Genomic DNA, 23,594 nt, shown 5'->3' with positions numbered 1-23,594 from the left:
CAAGGGCTGCCGTGCCGCGGGCAGCCGGAAATGGGGATGGTCGGAGGTCGAGCTGGGATGGACACTAAGGAATTCAGAGGCTTCGAAAAGCGTGCTGACAATGTGGCATGGCAAGACAAATCAGGCCCTTGTCGCTCCACTTCCGAGGCGAATCCAGCGGAGTACAGCTTCTACGCGGTGCTTGGTCTGCCTGTCCTTGCCACCATCGGATTCGTTGGCGTCATGCTGAAACGTCCACCTGTAGCCGCTGAGAAGACGACTGCCGCCAGTGCCGTCGTGGAACCGCTATATGACGGCGGCTTGGTTACAGAGCCGGCTCGTGTCGATCGGGCGGGGGAGCCTGATGTGACGTACATGGTCCAGAAAGTGGCCAATGAAGGTGCTGGCATCGTCAACGTGATCAGGTCACGTAATAGCGGTAATACAACCGCGACCACGAGCCTCTCAGGCGTTCGATGAGGCGGGAAAATCCGATCACCAGACCAAACGCGTTTCCGCCACACTGCCACACACGAAACCGATCAGGTCACGTTCCAGGCTCGCCAGAAGATTGGAGCCAAGGCCACCTCGGCTGAACTCTGCCATGCCGCGGCCGCCACCTCTTCCAGCCGCGGTAGAAAACGTGGGTCAGCAGCGCCGGCATGGGCGAGCAACTCCCAAAATCGCGAGCAGCGCCATCGGCTCCGCAAGCGGCCGCAGATGTCGGCCGATGAAGCGGAAGGGCGGCGGTGCGATGGAAGCGCCGTGCGACAGCCTATCCAGACCTGTAATCGTGATCAGGTTCATCTGGGTCTCCGGACGCCAGCGTTGCAGATGGTTTTAGGCAAGCGTGAGCAGGCCGTGGGTCCCAATCCGGTCAGGCCGACCACGATCATGGCCGAAAGAACGAGTTCCAATTGAAAGAGCTGACGACCATAGGCGATCAGGTATCGGAGCCTTTCGAACGATGCGATGAGTTCTACCGCAACCAGGGTCTGCCAGCCGTTGGCAAGGCCTTCAGCCCTGTAAAGATCGACGGCACGGCGGAAGGCAGCACGAGTTTCGACCAGCGGCTGAACGAAAGGACACGGCCAGACCCCGTCTCACGACGACGCCGTTGCGCTTCGCCGCCATCAGGCTGGGTAGAGGACTTGCACGTCTAAAGCTGTCGATCATGCTCGGCACACAAAAAAGGGCGGCATTGCTGCCGCCCTTTCCGCTGTAGGTTGATAGGGGGCTGGATTAGAAATCCATACCGCCCATGCCGCCCATGCCACCGCCGGGCATACCAGCCGGCATGCCGCCGCCAACCGACTCCTTCTTCGGAGCCTCCGCAATCATGGCTTCGGTGGTGACCAGCAGGCCGGCGACCGAGGCCGCGTCCTGCAGAGCCGTGCGCACAACCTTGACCGGATCGACGATACCCATGGCGATCATGTCGCCATATTCGCCGGTCTGGGCGTTGTAGCCGAAGGTTGCCCCCTTGTTCTCAAGGATCTTGCCGGCAACGATCGATGCTTCCGCACCGGCGTTGGCCGCGATCTGACGGGCCGGAGCCTGCAGCGCGCGACGCACGATGGCGATGCCGGCGGTCTGGTCGGAGTTGGCGCCAGTGACGGTGATGGCCAGCGAAGCGCGCAGCAGGGCGACGCCGCCGCCGGGAACGATGCCTTCTTCGACGGCCGCCCGGGTCGCGTTGAGGGCGTCATCGACGCGGTCCTTCTTTTCCTTGACTTCGATCTCGGTCGCACCGCCGACGCGGATGACGGCAACGCCGCCCGCCAGCTTGGCGAGACGTTCCTGCAGCTTCTCCTTGTCGTAGTCCGAGGTGGTCTCCTCGATCTGCTGCTTGATCTGGGCGACGCGGCCCTGGATTTCTTCCTTCTTGCCGGCGCCGTCGACGATGGTGGTGTTCTCCTTGGAGATCGACACCTTCTTGGCGCGGCCGAGCATGTTCAGGCCGACATTCTCGAGCTTGATGCCGAGGTCTTCGGAAATGACCTGGCCACCGGTGAGGATGGCGATGTCTTCCAGCATGGCCTTGCGGCGATCACCAAAGCCCGGCGCCTTGACGGCGGCGATTTTCAGGCCACCGCGCAGCTTGTTGACGACCAGCGTGGCCAGGGCCTCGCCTTCGACATCTTCCGAGATGATGACCAGCGGCTTCGAGGTCTGCACGACGGCCTCGAGGATCGGCAGCATGGCCTGCAGGTTGGAGAGCTTCTTCTCGTGGAGAAGAATGTAGGCGTCTTCCAGATCCGCAACCATCTTCTCGGCGTTGGTGACGAAGTAGGGCGAGAGATAGCCGCGGTCGAACTGCATGCCTTCAACGACTTCAAGCTCGGTCTCGGCGGTCTTTGCTTCCTCGACGGTGATGACGCCCTCATTGCCGACCTTCTGCATCGCTTCCGCGATCATCGAGCCGACCGACACGTCGCCATTGCCGGCGATGGTGCCGACCTGGGCAACCTCTTCCGAGGTCTTGATCTTCTTGGCGTTCTTGATCAGCGTCGCGACGACGTCGGCGACGGCGAGGTCGATGCCGCGCTTGAGGTCCATCGGGTTCATGCCGGCGGCAACCGACTTGTGGCCTTCCTGGACGATCGACTGTGCCAGAACGGTCGCGGTGGTGGTGCCGTCGCCGGCGATGTCGTTGGTCTTCGAAGCAACTTCGCGGACCATCTGCGCGCCCATGTTCTCGAACTTGTCTTCAAGCTCGATTTCCTTGGCGACGGTAACGCCGTCCTTGGTGATGCGCGGTGCGCCGAACGACTTGTCGATGACGACGTTGCGGCCCTTGGGGCCGAGCGTGACCTTCACCGCGTCGGCGAGGATGTTGACGCCGCGCAGCATGCGCTCGCGAGCGTCGCGGGAGAATTTTACGTCTTTGGCAGCCATTTTTAGCTCCTGGCAGGGGCTTGGATTGAGCCCGAAGATTTAAACGAGGGTGAGGCCGATATTCAGCCGATGACGCCCATGATGTCGGATTCCTTCATGATCAGAAGGTCTTCGCCATTGAGCTTGACTTCGGTGCCCGACCACTTGCCGAACAGGATGCGGTCGCCGGCCTTGACGTCCAGCGGGACGAGCTTGCCGACCTCGTCACGGGCGCCGGAACCGATGGCGATGATCTCGCCTTCCTGCGGCTTTTCCTTAGCCGTATCGGGGATGATGATCCCGCCGGCGGTCTTCGCTTCGGACTCGACGCGGCGAACGACCACGCGGTCATGCAGCGGCCGGAAATTCGACTTTGCCATTTTTGGATTTCCCTGGTGCGGATGTTGAACGGTTCTCCGTTGCCGGAGCGTGGTTAGCACTCACCAGAAGCGAGTGCTAACGCGGCAGTGAGATAGGCCGTAGGCTCCTGCTAGTCAAGACGGAAGAGGGACGGGCGAAGAGCAAACGAGCGTGGAAGCACCGAGCCCTTTACGTGAAAGACGTCGGAGATCGGACATGGATGGGGCGGCTCACCATTTGTAACTGAAGGCTTTATTCATTTGGCACGATTGGTGCAGCGGATGATCCGCAAACGTTGCGCGCGACAAATATGAGAGGTGAACGCCATCAGGACTCTTGCGGTTAACGGGTCCACTCGGTGTTTACGGTGTTGGCCGCCGCGCGGGCGCCAGGACTCCGGCCATCCCGATAGTCACCAATCCAATCTGCGGAGAACAGGAGGCAAGATGAGAGCGACAGTCAGCATGAACTCGAATTTGAAATGTTTGGCCAAAGCAACTGCCATCGCCTTGCTCTGGACGGTCACGGCTACGTCGGCGGACGAAGGTATGTGGATGCCGGGCCAGACTGCGGAAGTGGGCGCGGCCATGCGGCCGTCTGGACGCTGACCCGCTCAACGCGATCGTATCACTGGGCGGATGCTCCGCCTCGTTCGTCAGTCCACAAGGGCTGGTCGCAACCAATCATCACTGCGTGTTCGAATCCATCCAATACCACAGCAAAGAGGGCCAGGACTATCTCACAGACGGCTTTCTGGCGAAGAGCCCTGGGTGAAGAATTGCCCGCGGCGCCAGGCAGCCGAATCCATGTGATCGAGGACATGCGGGATGTGACCGCCGAAATACTCAAGGGCGTCTCGGACAAGCTGAATGGGTTTGCCCGCTATGAGCGGCTCGCCACGAACCGCAAGGCCCTGATCGCCGCATGTGAAGGACAGCCCAATCGCCGCTGCGACGTAGGGGCCTATTATGGCGGCGCCTCCTACTATCTCCAGCAGAAGCTCGAAATCGAGGACGTGCGCCTTGTCTATGCGCCCGCGCTCGGCATCGGTAACTTCGGCGGCGAAACGGACAATTGGATGTGGCCGCGCCACACAGGCGACTTCGGCTTTTATCGCGCCTATGTCGCTCCTGATGGTTCCTCCCGGCCATATGCGCGCGACAATGTGCCTTACCGGCCGAAGAGTTGGCTACCCATAGCCTGTGCAGGCGTCAAGGAAGGCGACCTTGTGATGGTCGCCGGCTTTCCCGGCGCAATCCACCAGTTCCTGACGGCGGATAAAGTCCGTTCAACTTCGCGCAACTCGAACCGCGGTTGCAGCGTTCGCTCTCGGATTATGCCGCCCAGATCAAAAGGCAACGGCAGGCAATCGCGAGGCGCAGATCCATTGACCGCCCGCTTCACAAATTGGCTCGGCCTAAAACGCATGGGAAAAGCAGAAAAGGCAACAGATCGGCACCAGAATGAATATGGCCGCGCAAACTGACAGACGCGCCAACAATCGGCATCTCGCATGGTCGGTGGCACTGGACGTGGCTCCCACCCTGCTGGCGCGACTCCCCATCAGGTCGTCGGGGTTTCGCTGGCGAAAAAAACTTCCGCGTGTCTCTGCGCGATCCATCCCGCTTGCGCGTGCCTAGTCAACCAAAAAACTGACCATCTGCAGGATCAGGATCAGCAAAAAAAAGCCAAAGGCAGACGCCAAAACAGCTGCCAGCAGGACGATGCGTTGTTTCTTCACCCACAGTTCCCCCGGGAGAGAGTCTAATGATAATCCTTAAAAAAGGCGCCCTGGAACAGGGCGCCCTACGCTCATTTGTGCAAGTTTAAAGTTTAGCTTGCCTACTTTATGTAATTAAACGTTTCTTTTATGCGACACTTCTCCAAGTGTTACTTGCACAAATCGAACGTATCGCACATTTATACGAACTGTACATTAGATAGCGGCTTTGACGCATGCGTTTACTGGCGGTATACATCCTTCACCGTTGCCGCAAGGCATTGGCCCACTCGCGCGGCACCTCCTTCACGACAAAGGTTGAAAGCCCGTCCTCGGGCGTTTCATTTCCAAGATCACTTCGATCCACTCATACGGGCTTCCCGAGCGAGACCGTGGGTTCGGACGGTGCGAATGAATTTCTCGTTATAATCGAATTGATTATAAGGGTATATTTCTACGTTGAGTATAAAGGATGTCAAGCCCGCGCCAGCGGCAATTTTGTCCGGGCGACCGCCGTTTCGTCGAGGACATGGTGGCGGAAGCGATAAAGCTTCGCCGGCCGACCGCCGGTGTCAAAAGCACTTTCGCCGGTCTCCTCCACCAGTTCCTGCTGCTCCATCGACCGGCGAAAGTTCTGCTGAAGCGCCCCTGCCGATGTAGTCGTCAACGCCGTCCGCGTCAGCGCATTGCCATCGGCGAGAAGCCAACGACATTGTTGATGACGAACGTAACGATCCGCGGCTTCAGAGAGGAATGCGCGCTTCGTCCAGATGGATGGAGTGGGCTGGCAGGTCCGGGCGGCCGCGCCGTTGAGGATGCAGCATCGAGAGCCGCGCTCGCCGAGGATGACATAGGTCGAGATCCGCGCGCCGGAAGTCTTGCTCCATGTCTCCACGAATCCATTGGCAGGATCCCGGCTTCTTCGCAGTGGTCAGGGTCGAGCGTTATCGAACCGTGGTAGTTGAGGTTTGCTTCGGTGACGTGGATGCCGTGCAGCTTGCCGGCGCTATTTTTCGCATTGGTCCCGTTGTCCTATTCATCTCACAAAGTCAGTCCTAATGTTGAGCAGCTTCGCTGGGCTAAATCCCGACGACGAGCGCCCCGCCGCTGAGTCCCGCACCTGCCGCCGCCAGGAGTATTTTCTTGCCCGGCCGAAACGGCTCCGCTTGATTGGCGAGCGACAGTGAGAGCGGGATCGTCGCGGCCGAAGAGTTGCCGTATTCGGCAATCGTCTTGACAATTGCTTGATCCGCTATGCCGAGGTTACTCCCGACAGCATCGAAAATGCGAGCATTGGCCTGATGCGGCACGAACCGGTCGACATCCTGTGGTCGCACTCCGGCAGCGGCTAGCGCGCTTATCGAGCAATCGGTCATCATCTCGACGGCCTTTGCGAACACTTCGCGGCCGTCGGTCATCGTCATTCGGGTTTGCGCGAGGTCGAGGTCACCGTGGAACGGGATGTTGCTTCCTCCTGCGGGAATCTGGATCAGGCCGTATCGCGAGCCGTCCGAATCCACGGAGGCACCGAGAATCCCCCGATCAGTATCGTCGCACGGACCGATCACGACGGCGCCGGCGGCATCGGCAAACAGCACGGCGCTGGCGCGCTCAGAGGGATTGATGCGGCGGCTGAGGATATTGGCGGCGATAACAAGGCTCGCTTTGCCGTGCAGGCGGGTAAATCCGTCCGCAAACATCAGCGCATAGAGGAAGCCGGCGCAGGCGCCGGTCAGATCGACAGCGCCGGCGCGGCCGAGCCCCAGCCGATGTGCGACCAGGGGCGCGCTGGGCGGCAGGAGGTGATCGGGCGTCGAAGTGGCAAGCAGCAGCAGACCGATGTCGTGGCGCGCAATGCCGGCGCTGGCCAGCGCCATGGCGCCGGCCTGCGCAGCAAGACCAGACAGCGTGTCTTCGTCCGTTGCCCAGAAGCGCGACCGGATTCCAGTACGCCGCTCGATCCAGCCCGGTTCGAGGCCGAGATTGTTCTCAATTTCGGCATTCGCCACCTTTCGGCTAGGCGCATGATGGCCAAACCCGAGAAGGCGCGACAACCTGCTCATGGCTTTGAGCCGAAGCGTTCGCCGGCCTCCTCGATCGCGTCATGGAGCCGATCGAGCTCGTCGCCGGTGACGCAATAGGGCGGCAGGAGATAAAGGACATTGCCGAGCGGGCGCACAAGCAGGCCGAGCTCGAGGAAAAAGGCCCGCAGCTTAGGTCCGATCTCGGCCAGATAGCCGGCAGAGCCGGCGCGCAGGTCGAGAGCCAGGATCGTGCCGATCGCGCGGCTGTCGGTGAAGTTGGCATTGTCGCGAAAGCGTCGAAACCCGGCGGCCTGTCTCTCGCTCAAGGCCGCGATCCGCTCGGCCACCGGCTCGTCACGCCAGATCTCGACATTGGCGAGTGCTGCCGCGCAGGCAATCGGATTGGCCGTGTAGGAACTCGAGTGGAAAAACGTCTTCTTGCGATCCGCTGAATAATGAGCCTGGAAGATCGCATCGGTGGCAAGCGTGGCCGCCAGCGGGATCACGCCGCCGGTCAAGCCTTTGGAGGTGCACAGGATATCTGGAGAAATCGATGCCTGCTCGCAGGCGAACATTCTCCCGGTGCGGCCCCAGCCGGTCATCACCTCGTCGGCAATCAGCAGCGTGCCGGAGGCTTCGGCAATCTTCTTCAATCCAGTCAGAACCGAGGCCGGATACATCAGCATGCCGCCGGCGCCAAGCACGAGCGGTTCGACGATCAGCGCGGCGGCGCGCCGGTCGCGGGAGACTGCCTCGAATCTATCCAGCGTTTCCTGCTCGCGGCCGGCGGCCGGGAAGGGAATGGTGTCGACCTCGAACAGCAAGGGTTCGTAGGCGGCGTTGAACACGCCACGCGCACCGACGCTCATCGTGCCGATCGTGTCGCCGTGATAGCTGTGCTCCATGACGACGATGCGCGAGCGGGGCGCGCCGATGTTGCGGAAATAACCGAGCGCCATCTTCAGGGCGACTTCGACGCTGGTCGAGCCGCTGTCGGAATAGAACACCCAGTCGAGTCCGGCGGGAGCGAGTCCGACAAGCGCCTTGGCCAAGCATTCGGCAGGCTCGTGCGTGAAACCTGCGAAGATGATCTGGTCGAGGCTCGAGGCGGTCGTCTCGATTGCCTTTATAATGCGGGGATGGCGGTGGCCATGGGTGACGACCCACCAGGAGGAAATGGCGTCCAGAATGCGCACGCCATTGGCTTTGTGGAGATACGCGCCTTCAGTCAGGACGATTTCAGGGATCGCCGGCTCGAGCGCGTGCTGGGTGAAGGGATGCCACACACGGGATTGCGGCATCATCCGCCTCCGGCAATCAAAGCGAGGTCGAAGCCGGCAATCATCGCTTGTCTCAGCGTTTTGTCCGTCAGCGGATCGAGGTGCGGCAGCCTGCCGATTTGCGGCACGTCGCCGAATTCCACGATCGTCCGTTGCGTATCGGTCATCTCATCGCCGATGAAGGCGATGCCAGCCAGCGGGATAGCGCGCGCCCGCAGGGCCTCGATCGACAGCAGGGTGTGATTGATTGTTCCGAGCGCGGTGCGGGCGCACAGAATGACCGGCAACTGCCATTGCTCGAATATGTCGATGAACCTTGTCCGGCGGTTCAGCGGCACCATCAGCCCGCCGGCGCCTTCGATGACGAGCGGTGTCGGCAGGACCGGAAACGAAAGATCGGCAGCCTCGATCGAAACGTCGTCGATTTCGGCCGAACGATGCGGCGAAAGCGGGCTCTTCAAGCGGTAGGCTTCCGGCAGCACGCGCCCCGACGGAAGCCCGGCAAGCCGTGCAACCGCCTCGCTGTCGGTCTCGCCGTCGAGGCCCGATTGCACCGGCTTCCAGTAGAAACCGTCAAGCAGGCCGGCAAGCCCGGCCGAAAACACGGTCTTGCCAATTCCGGTGTCTGTTCCGGTGATGACGATGCGCTTGGTCATGTCGCCTCCGGTCATGTCTGAGCCAACACCTCGACGAGCGCCTCGACCATGGCGGAAATGTCGGCTTCGCCGATATTGAGCGTCAGTGAGATGCGCAGCCGCGACGTGCCCTCGGGCACGGTCGGCGGACGAATGCCGCGTATGTCGAAGCCGCGGGCCTGCAGGCGCGCCGCCACTGCCATGGTGCGCCTGACATCGCCGATCACCAAGGGCTGGATCTGAGAGCCACTTGATCGAGCATGCCGAGCGTCATGCAGGTTTCCATGCCCAGCGCCTTGACGCCTTCGACCATCGCCACGACCGCATCCATGTCGCGCGCCTTGGGGTTTCGCCAGGCCGCGCCCATGCAATAGCGGGTGGCGCCGGCGTCACGCGCTTTCTTCGCCTCGGCGACGACGCGCCTGACCTCCATCAGCTTCGACGCCTTCAGGCCGGTCTCGTGATGCGCCGACTGGCTACAATAGCCGCAATCCTCCGGGCATCCGCCTGTCTTGATGCTGAGCAGCCGGCTGAGCTGGACCTTGTTGGGATCGAAATTCTGGCGGTGCACGGTTTGCGCGAGGAAGAGGAGATTGTTGAAGGGGGCATCGTGAAGTGCCCGAGCCTTCTCCAGGGTCCACGCTCCAGGGTCAGGGGCTTGAGCCTGTGGCGATGTCTGCGTTGGACTGGCTGTTTGCATGTCCATGCTGTTCCTCCGGTTTTGCCTTGCTTTGCTGTCTGATTGATGACGATCGGAAAGGACAGTTGATTCGATCCTGTTCGTCCCTCAGGCAATCATGGGCCCCAATAGTCGAGGCCGATATCCAGGATCGGCGCGCTGTGGGTCAGTCGGCCGACTGAAATCAGATCAACGCCGGTCGCGGCAATCGCTCGCGCTGTATCGGATGCGATCCCGCCAGAAGCCTCGGTGATAGCACGGCCGCCAACGATTGCGACGGCGCGGCGAAGATCGGCGAGGGACATGTTGTCGAGCAGAACCGCATCGGGAGCGAAGCCAAGTACCTCCTCCAACTGGGCCAGCGTATCGACCTCGACTTCGATCTTGACGAGATGACCGGCCCGTCTTCGTGCTCGCTCGAGCGCCGGGCGAACGCCGCCTGCGATGGCGATGTGGTTGTCCTTGATCAGAATTGCGTCGTCGAGGCCGAAGCGGTGATTGGATCCGCCACCTGCGCGCACGGCGTATTTTTCGACTGCCCGCAATCCGGGCGTCGTCTTGCGCGTGCAGACGATCTTCGCGCCATATCCACGAACCGCAGCGACGATCGATGCCGTTGCTGTAGCGATGCCGCTCAGATGGCACAAAAAATTGAGTGCCGTCCGTTCGGCTGTGAGAATGGCCCGGGCAGGGCCAACCACTGATGCAATGACCTCTCCATCCATGACATTGGAGCCGTCTGCCCGCTCCACCGAGATTTCGATATCAGGATCAATCAAGCGGAAAGCGAGCATCGCAAGATCGAGGCCGGCGACAACTCCGGACTGGCGCGCCGCCAGCACGGTTCCCGCTTGGTGTTCCTTCGGGACGATGGCCTCCGTGGTCAAGTCGCCGGCTCTGCCAAGGTCTTCAAGAAGAGCTGCCCTTACCAGCGGCTCAAGCATGACCGTGGGAAGCGGTGAGAACGTCATCACTTTGCCCCTTCGAGGCTTGGCGAATGTCCGAGTTCCCGCGCAGCGGCCAAGGCGGCTTCGAGGGTGATTTCGGACCGTCGGGCGACAGTCGCATGATGAGGAAAGTCTGTCCGGTAATGAGCGCCGCGGCTTTCTTGGCGCAACAAGGCGGCAACCGCGATCATTAGCCCGACAGCCGCCGCATCCGAGGCCGCGTCCTGGCTTTCGGCGAGCGGCAATAAGGCACGTGCGGCTGCTTTCAGACCTTCACCATCCCGGACGATGCCGAGTGCGCGCGACAGGAAAACACGCACCGGTATCGGAGCGGGCGATGGGTAAACGTCCGCAACCGCAGGCCTTGTTCTGCGAGCAGGCGTTCCGGCGACACTTTCAGCGACCCAGCGCGCGCACACGACGGCCTCGGTCAAGGAATTGCTGGCGAGCCTGTTGGCGCCATGCAGTCCTGTCGAAGCGACTTCGCCGCAGGCCCACAGCCCCTTGACGGAGGTCCTACCGGAGCCGTCCACGGCAACGCCACCCATGTGGTAGTGTTGGGCCGGACGAATGGGGATGAGATCGCGCGCGGGATTGATGCCGGCTCCACGACAGGCTGATGCGATTGTCGGGAAGTGTCGAGCAAATTCCGGGCCAGGCCGTTGCCGCGCGTCTAGAAAAACACGGTGGCCGTTGGCAAGATGGTTCCAGACGGCGCGCGCCAAGACATCACGAGGCGCAAGTTCCGCCCCTGGCACGCTCTGGAGAAAAGCTTGGCCGGTTTCGTCGATCAGGGCAGCACCTTCGCCGCGGACGGCCTCGCTCAGCAGCACCATAGGGCGTTCCGGGCCGTCAAGCGCGGTCGGGTGGAACTGGATGAACTCGAGGTCGGCAAGGACAGCTCCAGCGCGGGCCGCAAGCGCCAGGCCCTGTCCACAACTGCCCGAAGGATTCGTGGTGTCGAGAAACAGTCCCCCGATCCCACCGGTGGCGAGGACGACCCGCCGTGAGCCGAAGAAGACAGGTCCTATCGAACCGCTCGCCCAGACGCCTCGGATCGCATTCTCTTGCACCGCCAGCCGGCGCGCTTCCACGCCCTCCACGACAACAATCGAGGGAGTGGAACGCACAGCCGCGATCAGGGCACGCATGATCTCACGCCCGGTGCCGTCACCATGCGCATGAACGATGCGACGTCGGCTGTGTGCGGCCTCCAATCCGAGGCACAGTGATCCTTTCGGCGTACGGTCGAAGGGAACCCCAAAGCCCGCAAGCCCCTCTATCGCCTTGGGCGCGGCTTGGAGGATGCGGCTCGCCACGTCTCTGTCGCAGAGACCATCCCCGGCGGCAAGCGTATCGGCCAGGTGCAGTGCCGGATCGTCGTCTTCGCCGAAACTTGCAGCCAGACCACCCTGTGCCCACGTGCTCGAATTGTCAGCTCCCAGCAGCGTCCTGGACAGAAGCAGCACCGGCTCCGGCGCCAGTTGAAGCGCGGTCATCAATCCGGCGATGCCGCCGCCGATGATGATGGGCCGCCCGAAGGAGCTGCGGACATCGGCGCTCAAATTGCCAGCATCCGTTCGACCGCAAGCCGCGCGCGCCCCGCGATCCCGGGTTCGATGGTTACGATATGGTGGTTCTGCTCGAGCGCTATGCGGATGTTGGCAAGCGTGATCCGCTTCATGTGAGGGCACAAATTGCAGGGCCGGATGAACTCGACCTCTGGGTGCGCTAACGCGACGTTGTCGCTCATCGAACATTCCGTCATCAGCACGACACGTGCCGGCCTTTGCCTCTCGACATAGTCGGACATGGCAGCGGTCGAGCCGGAAAAATCTGCTTCAGCCACGACGTCGGGCGGGCATTCGGGATGCGCGAGCACGATCACGCCGGGATGGCTTTCGCGCAACTCGCGGATGTCGGCCGGTGTAAAGCGCTCATGCACCTCGCAATGCCCTTTCCAGGCGATGATCTGCACATCGGTCTGGGCGGCGATATTCTGGGCCAGATATTCGTCCGGCAACATGATCACCTGGGGAACGCCAAGGGATTGGACGACCGCCTTGGCGTTGCCGGATGTACAGCAGATATCCGACTCGGCTTTCACTTCGGCCGACGTGTTGACATAAGTGATGATCGGCACGCCGGGATAACGCTGGCGCATCAAGCGCACGTCTTCTGCCGTGATCGATTCCGCCAACGAACAGCCTGCCCGCAGGTCGGGAATGAGCACCGTCTTTTGCGGATTGAGCAGCTTGGCCGTTTCGGCCATGAAATGTACGCCGGCCAGCACGATGACTTGCGCCTCGATCGTCGCAGCCGTGCGGGCCAGTGCCAAGCTGTCGCCGACGATGTCGGCCACGCAATGGAAGATCTCGGGGGTCTGATAGTTGTGCGCCAGGATGATGGCGTTGCGCTCGCGCTTCAGTGCAAGGATCGCCTCGATATCCTCGACGAAAGCCGGCCATTCGATCGGCGGGATCACTCGTCGGACGCGCTCGTAGAGAAACGCGGTCGCAGGCAGCATGGCGCTCATCGACCCCTCCAGCTTATACTCTAGTTGAAAATAACCAGCATATACTTGCTGTGAGTATAAGCGATGTCAACCCCGCGCCAGCGGCAATTTTGTCCCGGCGATGACCCTCTCGTCGAGAACGGCGTGGCGGAACCGGTAAAGCTTCGCTGGCCGGCCGCCGGTCTCCGCGGTTGCCTCTCCGGTCTCTTCGACCAGCTCCTGCTGCTCGATCAGCCGGCGAAAGTTCGGCTTACGCACGAGCCTGCCGGCAAGCGCCTCCACGGTTCGCTGCAGCTGCAAAAGCGTGAAGACCGGCGGCATCAGCTCAAAGACGACCGGCCGGTATTTGATCTTGGAGCGCAGCCGCGCAATGCCGGTCGCCACGATGCGGCGATGATCGGCGACCATAGACTTGCTGGGCACCAGCGGAGGCAGCGTCGCGTCCCGTCCGCTTCCGGCCTCTTGGACCAGGCCTGCTTCGTAGACTAACTCATAGCGTTGAAGCGTGAGTTCCTCGTTCCAAAGGCGGTCGTCGAAGCCGAAGGCTATCGTCGCCCGCTGCCAGCGTTCACGTCGCGTGGCCGCGTCGCTGACGCCGTCTGCCCATTCAATCAGGCGCGGTCGCAGAACGTCCAGCACGACCGGAGGCGTGCCGGAGCGGTGGTCCTCCCATGGAAAATATTCATACCAGCTCTGCCAGCCGCACTTGGGCGAGCCAGCTGCCTGTTCCTTGCGGGTCAATGCGAGATAGCTGATGGAGATGACGCGCTGCTGGCGCTCGGCGCCGATGCGATCCCGATCCGCGAAGGTGTAGAGTTGCTCAATATACCCCAGCGGATGGCCGGTCTGCTGCTCGACCCACCCCCTCAAACCGGATTGCAGCGATCGGTGCTCAAGCGCAAATGGTCCGGAGGGCAGGGTGTCCGCCTGGCCGATGGTGAGGACACAGGGTTCACTGTCGTTTACGGCGACGACAAAGGCGATCAGGTCCACTTTGACTTCGTCGGCCTTGACGGCGGCTCTGTCTTTCCTGGGTCCTTTTGCCTGATCGTCCATGTTCGCGAAAGTGGTTGGCCAGCTCGGGGGCGCCTGAATCGATTTAAGTGTAAGCGCGCCTGTCCGCACGTCAACACCGCACAGCTGCACGGCATTTTTAGCTCTTCGCACTTGCACAAAAATGTGGCAAACGCGACACCCGCGGTTGGTAACGTTGGGGAAGGAGGGTCCATTGAGTGCGTTTGGTGACACCAAGGCGATCACACCGCCGGATATTCGTTCGCGCAAAGGTGGGACGCCGCTCGTCTGCCTTACCGCCTACACGACGCCAGTCGCCCGGCTTGTCGATCCCCATTGCGATGTGGTGCTGGTCGGCGACAGCGTCGGCATGGTTCTCCACGGCCTGCCCTCGACGCTCGGTGTGACGCTGGAGATGATGATCACGCACGGCCAGGCCGTGCGCCGTGGCCTCGAGCAGGCGCTGATGGTCGTCGACCTGCCGTTCGGTTCCTTCGAGGAAAGCCCCGAGCAGGCTTTCCGCAATGCCGCGCGCGTCATGGCCGAGACCGGCTGCGCGGCCGTCAAGCTCGAAGGCGGCGAAACGATGGCAGAGACGATCGGCTTCCTCGCCGCGCGCGGCGTGCCGGTCATGGCCCATGTCGGCTTGACGCCGCAGGCGATCAACACCATCGGTGGCTACCGCGTCCAGGGCAGAGGCGGGGATGCCGAGCGCATCAGGCGCGACGCGCTTGCGGTGAGCGAAGCGGGCGCCTTTGCGGTCGTGCTGGAGAAGGTTCCCGAGGCGCTCGCCCGCCGGATCACCGGGGAGGTGGCGACCCCGACCATTGGCATCGGTGCCTCGGCCGCCTGTGACGGCCAGATTCTCGTCGTCGACGACATGCTGGGCCTCTTCGGCGACTTCCGGCCCAAATTCGTCAAGCGCTATGCTGAACTGGGGGAGGCCGCTGCGGCTGCGATCGCGGCCTATGCGCGGGAAGTGAAGGAGCGCCAGTTTCCGGCCGCCGAGCACGTGTTTGCCGATGCGCCCAAGCCCGCCGACGGGGACGCCACCAAGAGCGGAGAAGCAGCGTGAGCGTGCCGATTGTCAGGAGCGTTGCCCAGCTTCGCCAAATCGTCGCCGCATGGCGCCGCGAGGGCGTGAGGATTGCCGTCGTGCCAACGATGGGCGTCCTGCATGAGGGCCATCTCAGCCTGGTGCGCGCGGCACTCGTGAAGGCCGACCGGGTGATCGTGACGCTCTTCGTCAACCCAAAGCAATTCAACAGCGAGGCCGATCTCGCCGCGTATCCGAGCACCGAGGACGAGGATGCCGCCAAGCTGGCACCGCTTGGCGCGCACCTGCTTTATGCGCCGGACGCAGAGGAGATGTATCCGGCGGCCTTCGCCACGACCGTTTCGGTGTCCGGTGTCAGCGAGGGCCTGTGCGGTGCCTTCCGGCCGGGACATTTCGATGGCGTGGCGACCGTCGTCGCCAAGCTCTTCCTGCAGACCAGCGCTGACTTCGGCTTCTTTGGCGAAAAGGACTTTCAGCAGCTTCAGCTAGTCAGGCGTATGGCCCGGGACCTGGATATTCCAATCACCATTGTTCCTTGTCCGACAGTCCGCGAAGCCGACGGTCTTGCACTATCATCGCGCAATGTCCGGCTCTCGCAAGCAGAGCGTGCTGTTGCCCCCGAGCTATCATCGGTCTTGCTCGAGACGGCTGAGCGGCTTGCCCGCGGCTCGCCCGTCCTGCCAACGCTTGCCGAAGCGCGCGCAGCAATTCTGGCTGCGGGCTATCGCGAGGTCGAATACCTGGAACTTCGCGACGAGGCAGATCTGCGACCCATGACAAGCCTTGACCGACCTGCACGCTTGCTTGTCGCGGCCTGGCTCGGCGGCACACGGCTCATAGACAACGTCAGAATATCACGGGTTTCAACAGATTAACGGGGTTCTCGGCACGCGCTGTATCCGTCCGGGATCGTTTAAAACAAGGTCTCTGCCTGGCATCGAGCGATCACGGAGGTTACGCAAAGCGCAAATGCATCGCGTGTTTGAGAACTTCGTTGAGCAACTGTCTGCAAGTGTTGATGCTGCCGATCTCGGTGAGGCAATGGCATCCGCTGCAGCCGGCTTCGATTTTCCGCTATTCGCCTATTTCACTTACCCGTCGGCCCCCGGCGACGCCCCGCAATTGATCTCAAACTATCCTTCATCCTGGACATCACGTTATCTGCAACAGCGGTACCACAGTCTTGATCCGGTCATCCTGCGCGGGCTGCAAGGCTGGGATACCTTCGATTGGGGTGTGGATCGCGCTCGGCACTGTCTGCCGAATTCGCAGCAACAAATTCTGGAGAGTGCGGCTGAGTTTGGCATCCGCGGCGGCCTGACGATATCCATGCATGATCATTGCGGCCGGTTTGCTGCCCTGACCTTTGCTTCCGACGAGTCCCGCCCGCCTCTGTTGCGGTCACTGACACGTTACGAAAAAGCATTGCAGCTGGTGGCCATCAACTTTCATATCCATGTCCGGCGCAGGCTCGCCGACGATCGCGTGGTGGATGGTGTAACGCTCACCCCGCGGGAGTTCGAGTGCCTGAAATGGGCGGCGCGCGGCAAGTCGGCTTGGGTTATCAGCCAGCTTCTCGGCGTCTCAAAGCGCACCGTGACCTTTCATCTGGAAAACGCCAAGGCAAAGCTTGGCGTTCGAACGATCAACCAGGCCGTTGCACGACTGGCTGCCTCCGGCCAGGCGAGATCCTGATTCGTCGGCCACGATAGCTGTAAACCTCTACAGGCTGCATCGCTGCCGGCTTTGCCCTTCGATGGCGGGAACACATCCCGCACGGAGGCGACCATGATGCAGCTGATAACACCAGACCTTTACGACGAGTTCGCAAGCGAGCTCAAAGAGATGCACGGGCTCAGGTTTCGGGTGTTCAAGGAAAGGCTCGATTGGGAAGTTGATACCGAAGACCAGATGGAAACAGACCCGTTTGATGGTCTGAAGCCTGTCTATCTGCTCCTCAAGGGATCCGACTGGCGAATTCGCGGTTGCGTGCGTCTTTTGCCCAGCACCGGACCCACAATGTTGCGCGACACGTTCCCGGTGCTGCTGGGTGCTGACGTCGTGCCCTCGACCTCCGACATATGGGAGAGCAGTCGTTTCGCGCTCGATCTCCCTCCGTCGGCGCCCAAGGCAGCGGGCGGACTGGCCCAGGCAACCTACGAGCTCTTCGCGGGCATGATCGAGTTCGGCTTGGCCAAGGATCTGACCCGGATAGTAACGGTGACGGACACGCGCATGGAACGGATCCTTCGCCTCGCGACGTGGCCATTGTCGCGCATCGGACAACCCAAGTCCGTCGGCAAAACGGAGGCGGTGGCCGGGTTTCTCGAGATTTCCCGCGCGAGCCTTTTGCGCATCCGCAGCAGGGGACGTCTGAGCGGACCGGTACTGTGGCAACCGGTTCTAGGCCCGTCGGCATAGCGCCATTGTGGACACCTGAGCCGTGAAGGATGCTGGTCTGCCCAAGGAAGCGACGGTCGGTCTTGTATGCTGGCCGGACTGGCGTCGTCACGAAGCTTACCACTACGCCAGACGATTGCCACGCACTGCCTGGGCCTGGGAGTTTCTTCGGCGCAATCCACAATTTCAGCGCGACCACGCCAAAATGGCACCGTCCGCCTACATTGTCGGAGCCCAGGCCGACATGAAGATAATCGAGTTGACGACAGGATCATCTTTCCTAAGACAATGGAGCCTCCTTTTTCGCGGACGCGCCACAGTCGGACGCTACGTCGGCAAGGGTCTTTTGGGATCCGCGCGACTGCGCCCGTATTCTACGAGCGGCCGCGGAGCCGGTTGGGCTCGACCACGATTTTGAACCGCTTGATCTCCCTTCGCTCTCATGCTGCAAGGACATCCTGCTGACACCTGCCGGCGTGCAGCACGTGCTGCTGAGGGAGGACTGCCGGAGTCTGCAGATCGCCCTTTCCGGTGCATCCGTTCTCCGCCCGCTGCGGCTATATGTCGACGCGATCGTGCAGCCGCAGCACCTGAAGTTCCATGTCGCTGCCCTTCAGTTCCTGAACGACATCAATGGTTGCGGCCGCCTGGCAGCTGCTTGCTTTCCGCCGGAACCCCGCGGAGCGCGTCTGCGTATCGTGCTCCAGGCTTTGGATGGCTCGCTTGCGGGAGCATCTCATCAGGAGATCGCCATTGCCCTGTTCGGGAGACGCCGTGTCGAAGAAGATTGGTCTCATCCAGGTAGCCATCTTCGCGATCAGGTGCGTCGCGCCATCCAACGTGGCCGCTACCTGATGGGCGGCGGCTATAGACAGTTCCTGATGTAATTCGGGTGACAGCTTGGTGATTGTCTTATTCGAAAACGCGCAGGCATCAATCTCCATTTCTCACTGCTATTGTGCCTTGTACAAGACGTGACACGCGCCTAGTTCTTCCGCTGCGGGAATCGGGTTTGAGTAATACGGACGAAGCACTGAGAACCAACGTTTTCGTGATAGTGCATTCATGCCCCGAGAATCCTGATGACCGTTACGAACCCCGACAAAGCCGGCGCTGACTGAAACCGTCGCTGAACGTGCTCTGTGGCCTGCGCCGCCTGACTCTCGTTTCGGCTATGCCGACTAACAGCGTATTGATAGGCCATCGCGGGCTAAGCTCTACCGGCGAAAGCCGCGTCAAAGCGGCAGGCAATCAGAAACTAGATCGGCGGCGACGATGATTATGATCAACGTGACGAACACGTGAATCATGCCGACGGCGCCGACGTTGCCGATGATGATGATGCCGACCATGCGTCGCTGATGCTGCCTAACTACAGTGCTGTGTGATCATGCCGATCACCGCGTGACCACGAGCGGCGGCGGTTCGTGGTCAGGTGCGTGGCCGGGATGATCGCGCATGGCCCATTGTTCCTTCGTGCCGCGGGGTGTGGGCTTGCGTTCGGTCATGAGGACGTCAGGCGCAACGAGGAAGTTAGATCAGGGCCCCAAACGCGGCTTATCCATGGGGTGGATGATAGCTATCCCTACAATCAATTATACCAATATTACCCAATACTACTAGAAGATCCCCCAATGAAAGCGGCCGGATGGGTATCCGTCTCGCGTAGGCTGAAGCTGCCGGCAAGAATGGGAAGACGAACATGTGCGGGATTGTTGGTATCGTTGGGCAACAGCCGGTGTCGGATCGGTTAGTCGACGCATTGAAGCGTTTGGAATATCGCGGCTATGATTCCGCCGGCGTTGCGACGATCACCGAAGGTGCCTTGCACCGCCGGCGCGCCGAGGGCAAGCTCGTCAATCTCGAGAGGAGACTGAAGGAAGAGCCCCTGAGCGGCAACATCGGCATCGGCCACACGCGTTGGGCAACCCATGGGGCCTCGACGGAACGCAATGCGCACCCGCACTTTACCGACGGTGTCGCCGTCGTCCATAACGGCATCATCGAGAATTTCACCGAGCTGAAGGACGAATTGGCGGCGGCTGGCGCCGAGTTCCAGACCGACACCGACACGGAGGTCGTCGCGCATCTCTTGGCAAGAGCCCGCCGGGACGGCATGAGGCGGCAAGAGGCGATGCGTGCCATGCTGAAACGCGTTAGGGGTGCCTATGCGCTTGCCGTCCTCTTCGAAGATGATCCGTCGACCATCATGGCGGCGCGCAACGGACCACCGCTGGCGATCGGTCACGGCGACGGCGAGATGTTCCTGGGCTCCGACGCGATCGCGCTTGCTCCCTTCACCAATGAAATTACCTATCTCATCGAGGGCGACTGGGCCATTGTCGGCAATTCGGGCGCCCATATCTTCGATTTCGACGGCCATCCAGTCGAGCGTCCGCGCCATACCTCCACGGCCGCGGCCGATCTGGCCAACAAGGGCAACCATCGCCACTTCATGGAGAAGGAAATCTACGAGCAGCCCGAAGTCATCGCCCATGCTCTCCGTCACTATAGCAACATCATAGAGAATCGCGCCGACATGGTTTCTGGCATCGATTTCGCCAGGATCCCGAGCTTGGCGATCTCGGCCTGCGGGACCGCCTATCTCGCCGGACTGATCGGAAAATACTGGTTCGAACGCTATGCGCGCCTGACGGTTGAAATCGACGTTGCGTCCGAATTCCGTTACCGCGAGATCCCGTTGTCGCCGCAGTCGGCGGCTCTTTTCATTTCGCAGTCCGGCGAAACCGCCGATACGCTCGCATCGTTGAGGTACTGCAAGGAGCGTGGGCTGAAAATTGGCGCTATCGTCAATGCCTGCGAATCGACCATGGCTCGGGAAGCCGATGCGGTCTTCCCGATCCTTGCCGGACCGGAGATCGGCGTCGCCTCCACCAAGGCGTTTACCTGCCAGCTTGCCGTTCTAGCCGCACTCGCCATCGGCGCCGCCAGAGCCCGCGGGACCGTCACCGAAGACGAGCTGCAGGCGCTCGTCAGGAGCCTCGCCGAAGTGCCGCGCGTCATGGGCCAGGTACTCAACAGCATCCAGCCGGAGATCGAGTTCCTGTCGCGCGAACTGTCAAAGTGTCGTGACGTCCTGTATCTCGGCCGTGGCACCAGTTTCCCGCTAGCGATGGAAGGTGCGCTGAAGCTCAAGGAGATTTCCTACATCCATGCCGAGGGCTATGCGGCGGGTGAATTGAAGCACGGTCCGATCGCATTGATCGACGACAACATGCCAGTGATCGTCATCGCGCCCCATGATCGCTTTTTCGACAAGACCGTCTCCAACATGCAGGAAGTGGCTGCCCGTGGAGGGCGGATTATCCTCATCACCGATGAAAAAGGGGCAGCCGCATCGAAACTCAACACCATGCACACGCTCGTGTTGCCGGCTGTCGACGAGATTATCGCGCCGATGATCTTCTCGCTGCCGATACAGCTTCTTGCCTACCACACGGCGCTCTTCATGGGCACAGACGTAGACCAGCCGCGCAATCTCGCAAAATCGGTCACGGTCGAGTGATTGTGAACCTTTATAGGTGGCGATGCTTGTCCATCTTCGCTGCATCGGCGGTGGTCGAAGGTATCAGCGTCCGCGAGGCTGGGTGGACGGTGCCGCGAATAGCCACTGGAGGCGTCAGTGAGAGTTCGAGTTGCTGTTCAAGAAAGCCATCGGGGAGAATGAGTCGTGTAGGATCGCAGGTCGAATGCGCTACAGCCGATCAGGCCATCTCATGGCGGGCAGGTTCTTAGAACTTGATCAGAAGCAGGTGAGCCGCCATATTCCGACCCGGCTGCCAATTTCAAGTGGCCCATTATGGATGAGGCCGGTCCGGCCGAATGGACGTCCATTTTTTTGATTTGCTGGGTGTGCGCCAGGGTTGGGGAGGAAATCTCCCGATTTGTCAGGCGCTCCCATCTTCTTGGAGATGTTTATGAAGGATTCGCGCATTCCCGAGCCAGTCTTGACGGCTATGTCGCAGGGGACCCACATCATCCGCGCTTATCGTGAGCACCTTGGGTATTCAATCGAGGACCTCGCGGTCGCGTGCGGGCTTGCCGCTCAGGAAATCCAAAACATCGAGCGGGGTCTAAAGTACAATAAGGGCTATCGGAATCGGATAGCGAGATCGCTGTCCATACCTGTGGGAATTCTTGAGGCAGAGTCGGACATATCGGACGCCGCCTGATCAGTCGGATAATCTGCAATGGGTGGAAGACCGCTCTTGTGATGTGACGTTTGCGGCTGATAGTCGTCGCTTGATTCCGTTGGACGCGAATGCCTTCTGGCGCAGTACCGCCAAGAGAATTCTCGTCCACTGTCCGAGTCAGGAACTGCACACGGGCTCGCCGACAGGAAGTTGGAACGCTTCGTCATGCTGTCTTAGGCGATATAGCCGCCCGGAGTGCTGCGACACGTGCACGATAGCATTGGCCCGCGAGGATGGATTGCTAACGGCGAACCCATGCTGGTCGGCAAGGCGATACTGGCTGGAGCATCAACTCGGCCGACGAGAGTGGCCCCCCATCCTAGGCAGGATCGGCCGACATGGCCGGCATCGCGAGCCGCTCTGAAAAGAGCACAGCGGGCATCCAGACGCTGCCGGGTTGACTATGGGTGTCGGAACCGCAAAAAGGGGCCGCTCTTCATGAGTGGCGTGCGCCGGCAGTCTAACCCCAAGCCCCCCGCCAGGCTGCCGGCGCGCTTCTAGCCGCCTTGATGCACGGCGATAAGCTTTTGACCGCCTGAAGCGACGTTGTGGTCGCCGTTGTGGTGCTTTTCCACGCGCCTCGTCAGGCGCCGGGATTGCTTCGTCGTGATGGCAGGCGGGGGTTTGCAGGTTGCGGTCGACGGGTTCGTTTCGGGGCGTCTGCGCCCCATCGTTATGTCACGAGTTGAGGGATGCGATCGAGGACGATGCGCAGGATGCGCTGGTCGGGGCATGATGTCGGCAGGTGCAGACGGATTTGCGATTTCATCTCGACCACCCGCGCAGCGATTTTGATGAGGCGCAATCGCAGCGTGTCGAATTGGGCGACGGCAAAGCTCGAGCGCCTCGGCATCGCGGCCCGCAAGCCCCACATCAACCAGTAAGCACCGGCATGCAGGCATAGCCGGAACTGGTTGGCCGTCGCTCTGGTGCAGGATGTGCGGTCGGCGGCAAGATGCGTCTTCCACGACTTGATGTGGTTCTCGGCCGCGCCGCGCCGGCAGTAGACATCCTCGTAGAGCGCCTTGGCCTTCCCACCGGCAAGGTTGGTGACGACGAAGCGGGTATCGGCACCTTGGGCGCCGACCTCGACCCGCGCGATGATGCGCTCGACGCGGCTCCAACTAGCGGCGCCGTCAACGAACTCCTTGAACCTGCGGACCTTGCCTGTCTTGGCCGACGCTTCGAAGCGCGCCGTCGTGCTGGCCTCCAGATCCGCGACATGCTTGCGCAGGCTCGTGGTGGGCGCGAGGCCAAAGATGAAGTCGACGTCGTTGGCGCGGCAGACCTGCGGGTTGCAATAATGGCTATCGCCGCGGAGCAGGATTCGAATGTTCGGCCAGTTGATCCGGATCGCCCGCACCAGACGGCGCAGGTGGGGGCGGATCTCAGCCCCACTCGGCCGCTTGGCCGGTCGCAGGATCGCGCTGACGAACCGTCCCGCACCATCGAACACGACGATCGGCTGGAAGCCGTACTCGTCATGGTGGGCATTGAACAGGCGAAGCTGTTGGCCTCCGTGCACAGCGTCGAAGGTGTCGTCAATGTCGAGTACGATCCGCTTCGGCACCTGCCGGAACGAGGCGCAATAGAGATCGACCATCGGCCGTCCCATCGCGACCAGCTCCCGCACGCCGGGTAGGTTCTCCAGCCGGCACAGCGTCGATTGCGACGCCAGATCCCGACCCGGCTTTAGCAACCAAATCCTGACGTCATTTCAACGGCTTGCGCCACATCCACCAACCCCGATGAATTTGGTTAGGTTGATGCGGCGTGCCGCCGCCGTGAGGCCGCGCTCGCTCAGCAGCGCGTCGAGAACGACGAGAAGATTCAGATCGAGCCCTTTGAAACGCATGTCTTAGCTATCCATAGCGTGGATGCATTTGATTGAAA

At 61.3% G+C, this 23,594-nt stretch carries 21 protein-coding genes and 6 pseudogenes; 11 read left to right on the top strand and 16 right to left on the bottom strand.

From position 1 onward, the window contains the following. Positions 1-57: 57 nt before the first annotated feature. Positions 58-459, top strand: a complete 402-nt coding sequence (locus tag NKJ17_RS23840; RefSeq protein ID WP_352690230.1) for a hypothetical protein — start codon at positions 58-60, stop codon at positions 457-459. Between the two features lie 168 nt (positions 460-627). Here NKJ17_RS23840 and NKJ17_RS23835 read toward each other — a convergent pair whose 3' ends face one another. The 3 genes from NKJ17_RS23835 to groES form a co-directional block, all read right to left on the bottom strand. After that, on the bottom strand, positions 628-786 hold the full coding sequence (locus NKJ17_RS23835; RefSeq protein WP_352690228.1) for a hypothetical protein: 159 nt from the start codon (positions 784-786) through the stop codon (positions 628-630). 435 nt (positions 787-1,221) lie between these two features. Continuing rightward, a complete protein-coding gene (gene groL / locus NKJ17_RS23830; RefSeq protein WP_352690226.1) occupies positions 1,222-2,877 on the bottom strand; it encodes a chaperonin GroEL in 1,656 nt (551 codons plus the stop codon). Between the two features lie 62 nt (positions 2,878-2,939). Beyond that, positions 2,940-3,236: a co-chaperone GroES gene (groES, locus tag NKJ17_RS23825; RefSeq protein ID WP_352690224.1), complete on the bottom strand. Its 297-nt coding sequence runs from the start codon at positions 3,234-3,236 to the stop codon at positions 2,940-2,942. A gap of 478 nt (positions 3,237-3,714) precedes the next feature. Between groES and NKJ17_RS23820 the strand changes: the two genes are divergently transcribed. Then, a complete protein-coding gene (locus NKJ17_RS23820; protein WP_352610644.1) occupies positions 3,715-3,990 on the top strand; it encodes a S46 family peptidase in 276 nt (91 codons plus the stop codon). A gap of 46 nt (positions 3,991-4,036) precedes the next feature. Continuing rightward, the gene (locus NKJ17_RS23815) at positions 4,037-4,702 is read left to right on the top strand and encodes a S46 family peptidase (RefSeq protein ID WP_352690239.1); all 666 of its coding nucleotides are present in this window, start codon (positions 4,037-4,039) and stop codon (positions 4,700-4,702) included. 709 nt (positions 4,703-5,411) lie between these two features. On the opposite strand, the pseudogene NKJ17_RS34105 reads toward NKJ17_RS23815, so the two are convergent. The 11 genes and pseudogenes from NKJ17_RS34105 to NKJ17_RS23765 form a co-directional block, all read right to left on the bottom strand. Beyond that, a pseudogene (locus tag NKJ17_RS34105) lies at positions 5,412-5,618 on the bottom strand (NrtR DNA-binding winged helix domain-containing protein); the annotation flags it as partial. 29 nt (positions 5,619-5,647) lie between these two features. Continuing rightward, a pseudogene (locus NKJ17_RS23810) lies at positions 5,648-5,932 on the bottom strand (aspartate 1-decarboxylase); the annotation flags it as partial. An 83-nt stretch (positions 5,933-6,015) separates the two neighbouring features. Continuing rightward, positions 6,016-6,999, bottom strand: a complete 984-nt coding sequence (gene bioZ, locus NKJ17_RS23805) for a 3-oxopimeloyl-[acyl-carrier-protein] synthase BioZ (protein ID WP_352690222.1) — start codon at positions 6,997-6,999, stop codon at positions 6,016-6,018. Next, on the bottom strand, positions 6,996-8,261 hold the full coding sequence (locus tag NKJ17_RS23800) for an adenosylmethionine--8-amino-7-oxononanoate transaminase (protein ID WP_352690220.1): 1,266 nt from the start codon (positions 8,259-8,261) through the stop codon (positions 6,996-6,998). Before NKJ17_RS23800 ends, bioZ begins: the two co-directional genes overlap by 4 nt. Next, complete coding sequence (bioD, locus tag NKJ17_RS23795) at positions 8,261-8,896, bottom strand: dethiobiotin synthase (RefSeq protein ID WP_352690218.1); 636 nt, start codon at positions 8,894-8,896, stop codon at positions 8,261-8,263. Before bioD ends, NKJ17_RS23800 begins: the two co-directional genes overlap by 1 nt. A gap of 11 nt (positions 8,897-8,907) precedes the next feature. Beyond that, positions 8,908-9,132 (bottom strand): annotated as a pseudogene (locus NKJ17_RS23790) (8-amino-7-oxononanoate synthase); the annotation flags it as partial. Beyond that, a pseudogene (locus NKJ17_RS23785) lies at positions 9,129-9,575 on the bottom strand (biotin synthase BioB); the annotation flags it as partial. The pseudogenes NKJ17_RS23785 and NKJ17_RS23790, both read right to left, overlap by 4 nt. Before the next feature lie 95 nt (positions 9,576-9,670). Next, positions 9,671-10,525, bottom strand: coding sequence for a carboxylating nicotinate-nucleotide diphosphorylase (gene nadC, locus NKJ17_RS23780; protein WP_352508056.1), 855 nt, complete (start codon positions 10,523-10,525; stop codon positions 9,671-9,673). Continuing rightward, entirely contained in the window at positions 10,525-12,066 is a 1,542-nt protein-coding gene (locus NKJ17_RS23775; RefSeq protein ID WP_352690216.1) for an L-aspartate oxidase, read from the bottom strand. Before NKJ17_RS23775 ends, nadC begins: the two co-directional genes overlap by 1 nt. After that, complete coding sequence (nadA, locus tag NKJ17_RS23770) at positions 12,063-13,037, bottom strand: quinolinate synthase NadA (protein WP_352690214.1); 975 nt, start codon at positions 13,035-13,037, stop codon at positions 12,063-12,065. Before nadA ends, NKJ17_RS23775 begins: the two co-directional genes overlap by 4 nt. A gap of 66 nt (positions 13,038-13,103) precedes the next feature. After that, complete coding sequence (locus NKJ17_RS23765) at positions 13,104-14,072, bottom strand: NUDIX hydrolase (RefSeq protein WP_023722073.1); 969 nt, start codon at positions 14,070-14,072, stop codon at positions 13,104-13,106. A 172-nt stretch (positions 14,073-14,244) separates the two neighbouring features. On the opposite strand from NKJ17_RS23765, the gene panB reads away from it, so the two are divergent. The 8 genes from panB to NKJ17_RS23725 all read left to right on the top strand — a co-directional run bounded on the left by panB (position 14,245) and on the right by NKJ17_RS23725 (position 21,680). Continuing rightward, positions 14,245-15,105 carry a 3-methyl-2-oxobutanoate hydroxymethyltransferase gene (gene panB / locus NKJ17_RS23760; protein WP_352458526.1) on the top strand — a complete coding sequence of 287 codons (861 nt, stop codon included), beginning with the start codon at positions 14,245-14,247 and terminating at the stop codon, positions 15,103-15,105. Continuing rightward, on the top strand, positions 15,102-15,962 hold the full coding sequence (panC, locus tag NKJ17_RS23755; protein ID WP_352684187.1) for a pantoate--beta-alanine ligase: 861 nt from the start codon (positions 15,102-15,104) through the stop codon (positions 15,960-15,962). Before panB ends, panC begins: the two co-directional genes overlap by 4 nt. Positions 15,963-16,056: 94 nt before the next feature. Continuing rightward, on the top strand, positions 16,057-16,782 hold the full coding sequence (locus NKJ17_RS23750) for a LuxR family transcriptional regulator (RefSeq protein WP_352690212.1): 726 nt from the start codon (positions 16,057-16,059) through the stop codon (positions 16,780-16,782). Positions 16,783-16,875: 93 nt separating this feature from the next. Then, positions 16,876-17,508: an acyl-homoserine-lactone synthase gene (locus tag NKJ17_RS23745; protein ID WP_352496585.1), complete on the top strand. Its 633-nt coding sequence runs from the start codon at positions 16,876-16,878 to the stop codon at positions 17,506-17,508. A 22-nt stretch (positions 17,509-17,530) separates the two neighbouring features. Further along, complete coding sequence (locus NKJ17_RS23740; protein WP_352496584.1) at positions 17,531-17,905, top strand: transcriptional regulator domain-containing protein; 375 nt, start codon at positions 17,531-17,533, stop codon at positions 17,903-17,905. Positions 17,906-17,963: 58 nt separating this feature from the next. Further along, entirely contained in the window at positions 17,964-18,374 is a 411-nt protein-coding gene (locus tag NKJ17_RS23735; RefSeq protein ID WP_084643024.1) for a DNA -binding domain-containing protein, read from the top strand. Between the two features lie 815 nt (positions 18,375-19,189). After that, entirely contained in the window at positions 19,190-21,013 is a 1,824-nt protein-coding gene (glmS, locus tag NKJ17_RS23730) for a glutamine--fructose-6-phosphate transaminase (isomerizing) (protein ID WP_352690209.1), read from the top strand. A 406-nt stretch (positions 21,014-21,419) separates the two neighbouring features. Then, entirely contained in the window at positions 21,420-21,680 is a 261-nt protein-coding gene (locus NKJ17_RS23725; protein ID WP_352496595.1) for a helix-turn-helix domain-containing protein, read from the top strand. Between the two features lie 694 nt (positions 21,681-22,374). Here NKJ17_RS23725 and NKJ17_RS23720 read toward each other — a convergent pair. Next, positions 22,375-23,385 (bottom strand): annotated as a pseudogene (locus NKJ17_RS23720) (IS1380 family transposase); the annotation flags it as partial. 69 nt (positions 23,386-23,454) lie between these two features. Next, positions 23,455-23,556 (bottom strand): annotated as a pseudogene (locus NKJ17_RS23715) (LysR family transcriptional regulator); the annotation flags it as partial. Positions 23,557-23,594 lie beyond the last annotated feature (38 nt).

It is taken from the genome of Mesorhizobium sp. M0208, assembly GCF_040322015.1.
Classification (GTDB): Bacteria; Pseudomonadota; Alphaproteobacteria; order Rhizobiales; family Rhizobiaceae; genus Mesorhizobium.
Note: the sequence above shows the minus strand (reverse complement) of the source record. Positions and strands in the feature narration are given on the sequence as shown.

Coding starts and splice junctions, on each gene's coding strand:
- nadA (WP_352690214.1), bottom strand. CDS start 13,037: ATGAGCGCCATGCTGCCTGCGACCGCGTTTCTCTACGAGCGCGTCCGA.
- NKJ17_RS23750 (WP_352690212.1), top strand. CDS start 16,057: ATGCATCGCGTGTTTGAGAACTTCGTTGAGCAACTGTCTGCAAGTGTT.
- glmS (WP_352690209.1), top strand. CDS start 19,190: ATGTGCGGGATTGTTGGTATCGTTGGGCAACAGCCGGTGTCGGATCGG.
- NKJ17_RS23765 (WP_023722073.1), bottom strand. CDS start 14,072: ATGGACGATCAGGCAAAAGGACCCAGGAAAGACAGAGCCGCCGTCAAG.
- NKJ17_RS23815 (WP_352690239.1), top strand. CDS start 4,037: ATGCGGGATGTGACCGCCGAAATACTCAAGGGCGTCTCGGACAAGCTG.
- NKJ17_RS23800 (WP_352690220.1), bottom strand. CDS start 8,261: ATGCCGCAATCCCGTGTGTGGCATCCCTTCACCCAGCACGCGCTCGAG.
- bioD (WP_352690218.1), bottom strand. CDS start 8,896: ATGACCAAGCGCATCGTCATCACCGGAACAGACACCGGAATTGGCAAG.
- NKJ17_RS23840 (WP_352690230.1), top strand. CDS start 58: ATGGACACTAAGGAATTCAGAGGCTTCGAAAAGCGTGCTGACAATGTG.
- NKJ17_RS23725 (WP_352496595.1), top strand. CDS start 21,420: ATGTTTATGAAGGATTCGCGCATTCCCGAGCCAGTCTTGACGGCTATG.
- NKJ17_RS23745 (WP_352496585.1), top strand. CDS start 16,876: ATGATGCAGCTGATAACACCAGACCTTTACGACGAGTTCGCAAGCGAG.
- groES (WP_352690224.1), bottom strand. CDS start 3,236: ATGGCAAAGTCGAATTTCCGGCCGCTGCATGACCGCGTGGTCGTTCGC.
- nadC (WP_352508056.1), bottom strand. CDS start 10,525: ATGACGTTCTCACCGCTTCCCACGGTCATGCTTGAGCCGCTGGTAAGG.
- NKJ17_RS23835 (WP_352690228.1), bottom strand. CDS start 786: ATGAACCTGATCACGATTACAGGTCTGGATAGGCTGTCGCACGGCGCT.
- bioZ (WP_352690222.1), bottom strand. CDS start 6,999: ATGAGCAGGTTGTCGCGCCTTCTCGGGTTTGGCCATCATGCGCCTAGC.
- groL (WP_352690226.1), bottom strand. CDS start 2,877: ATGGCTGCCAAAGACGTAAAATTCTCCCGCGACGCTCGCGAGCGCATG.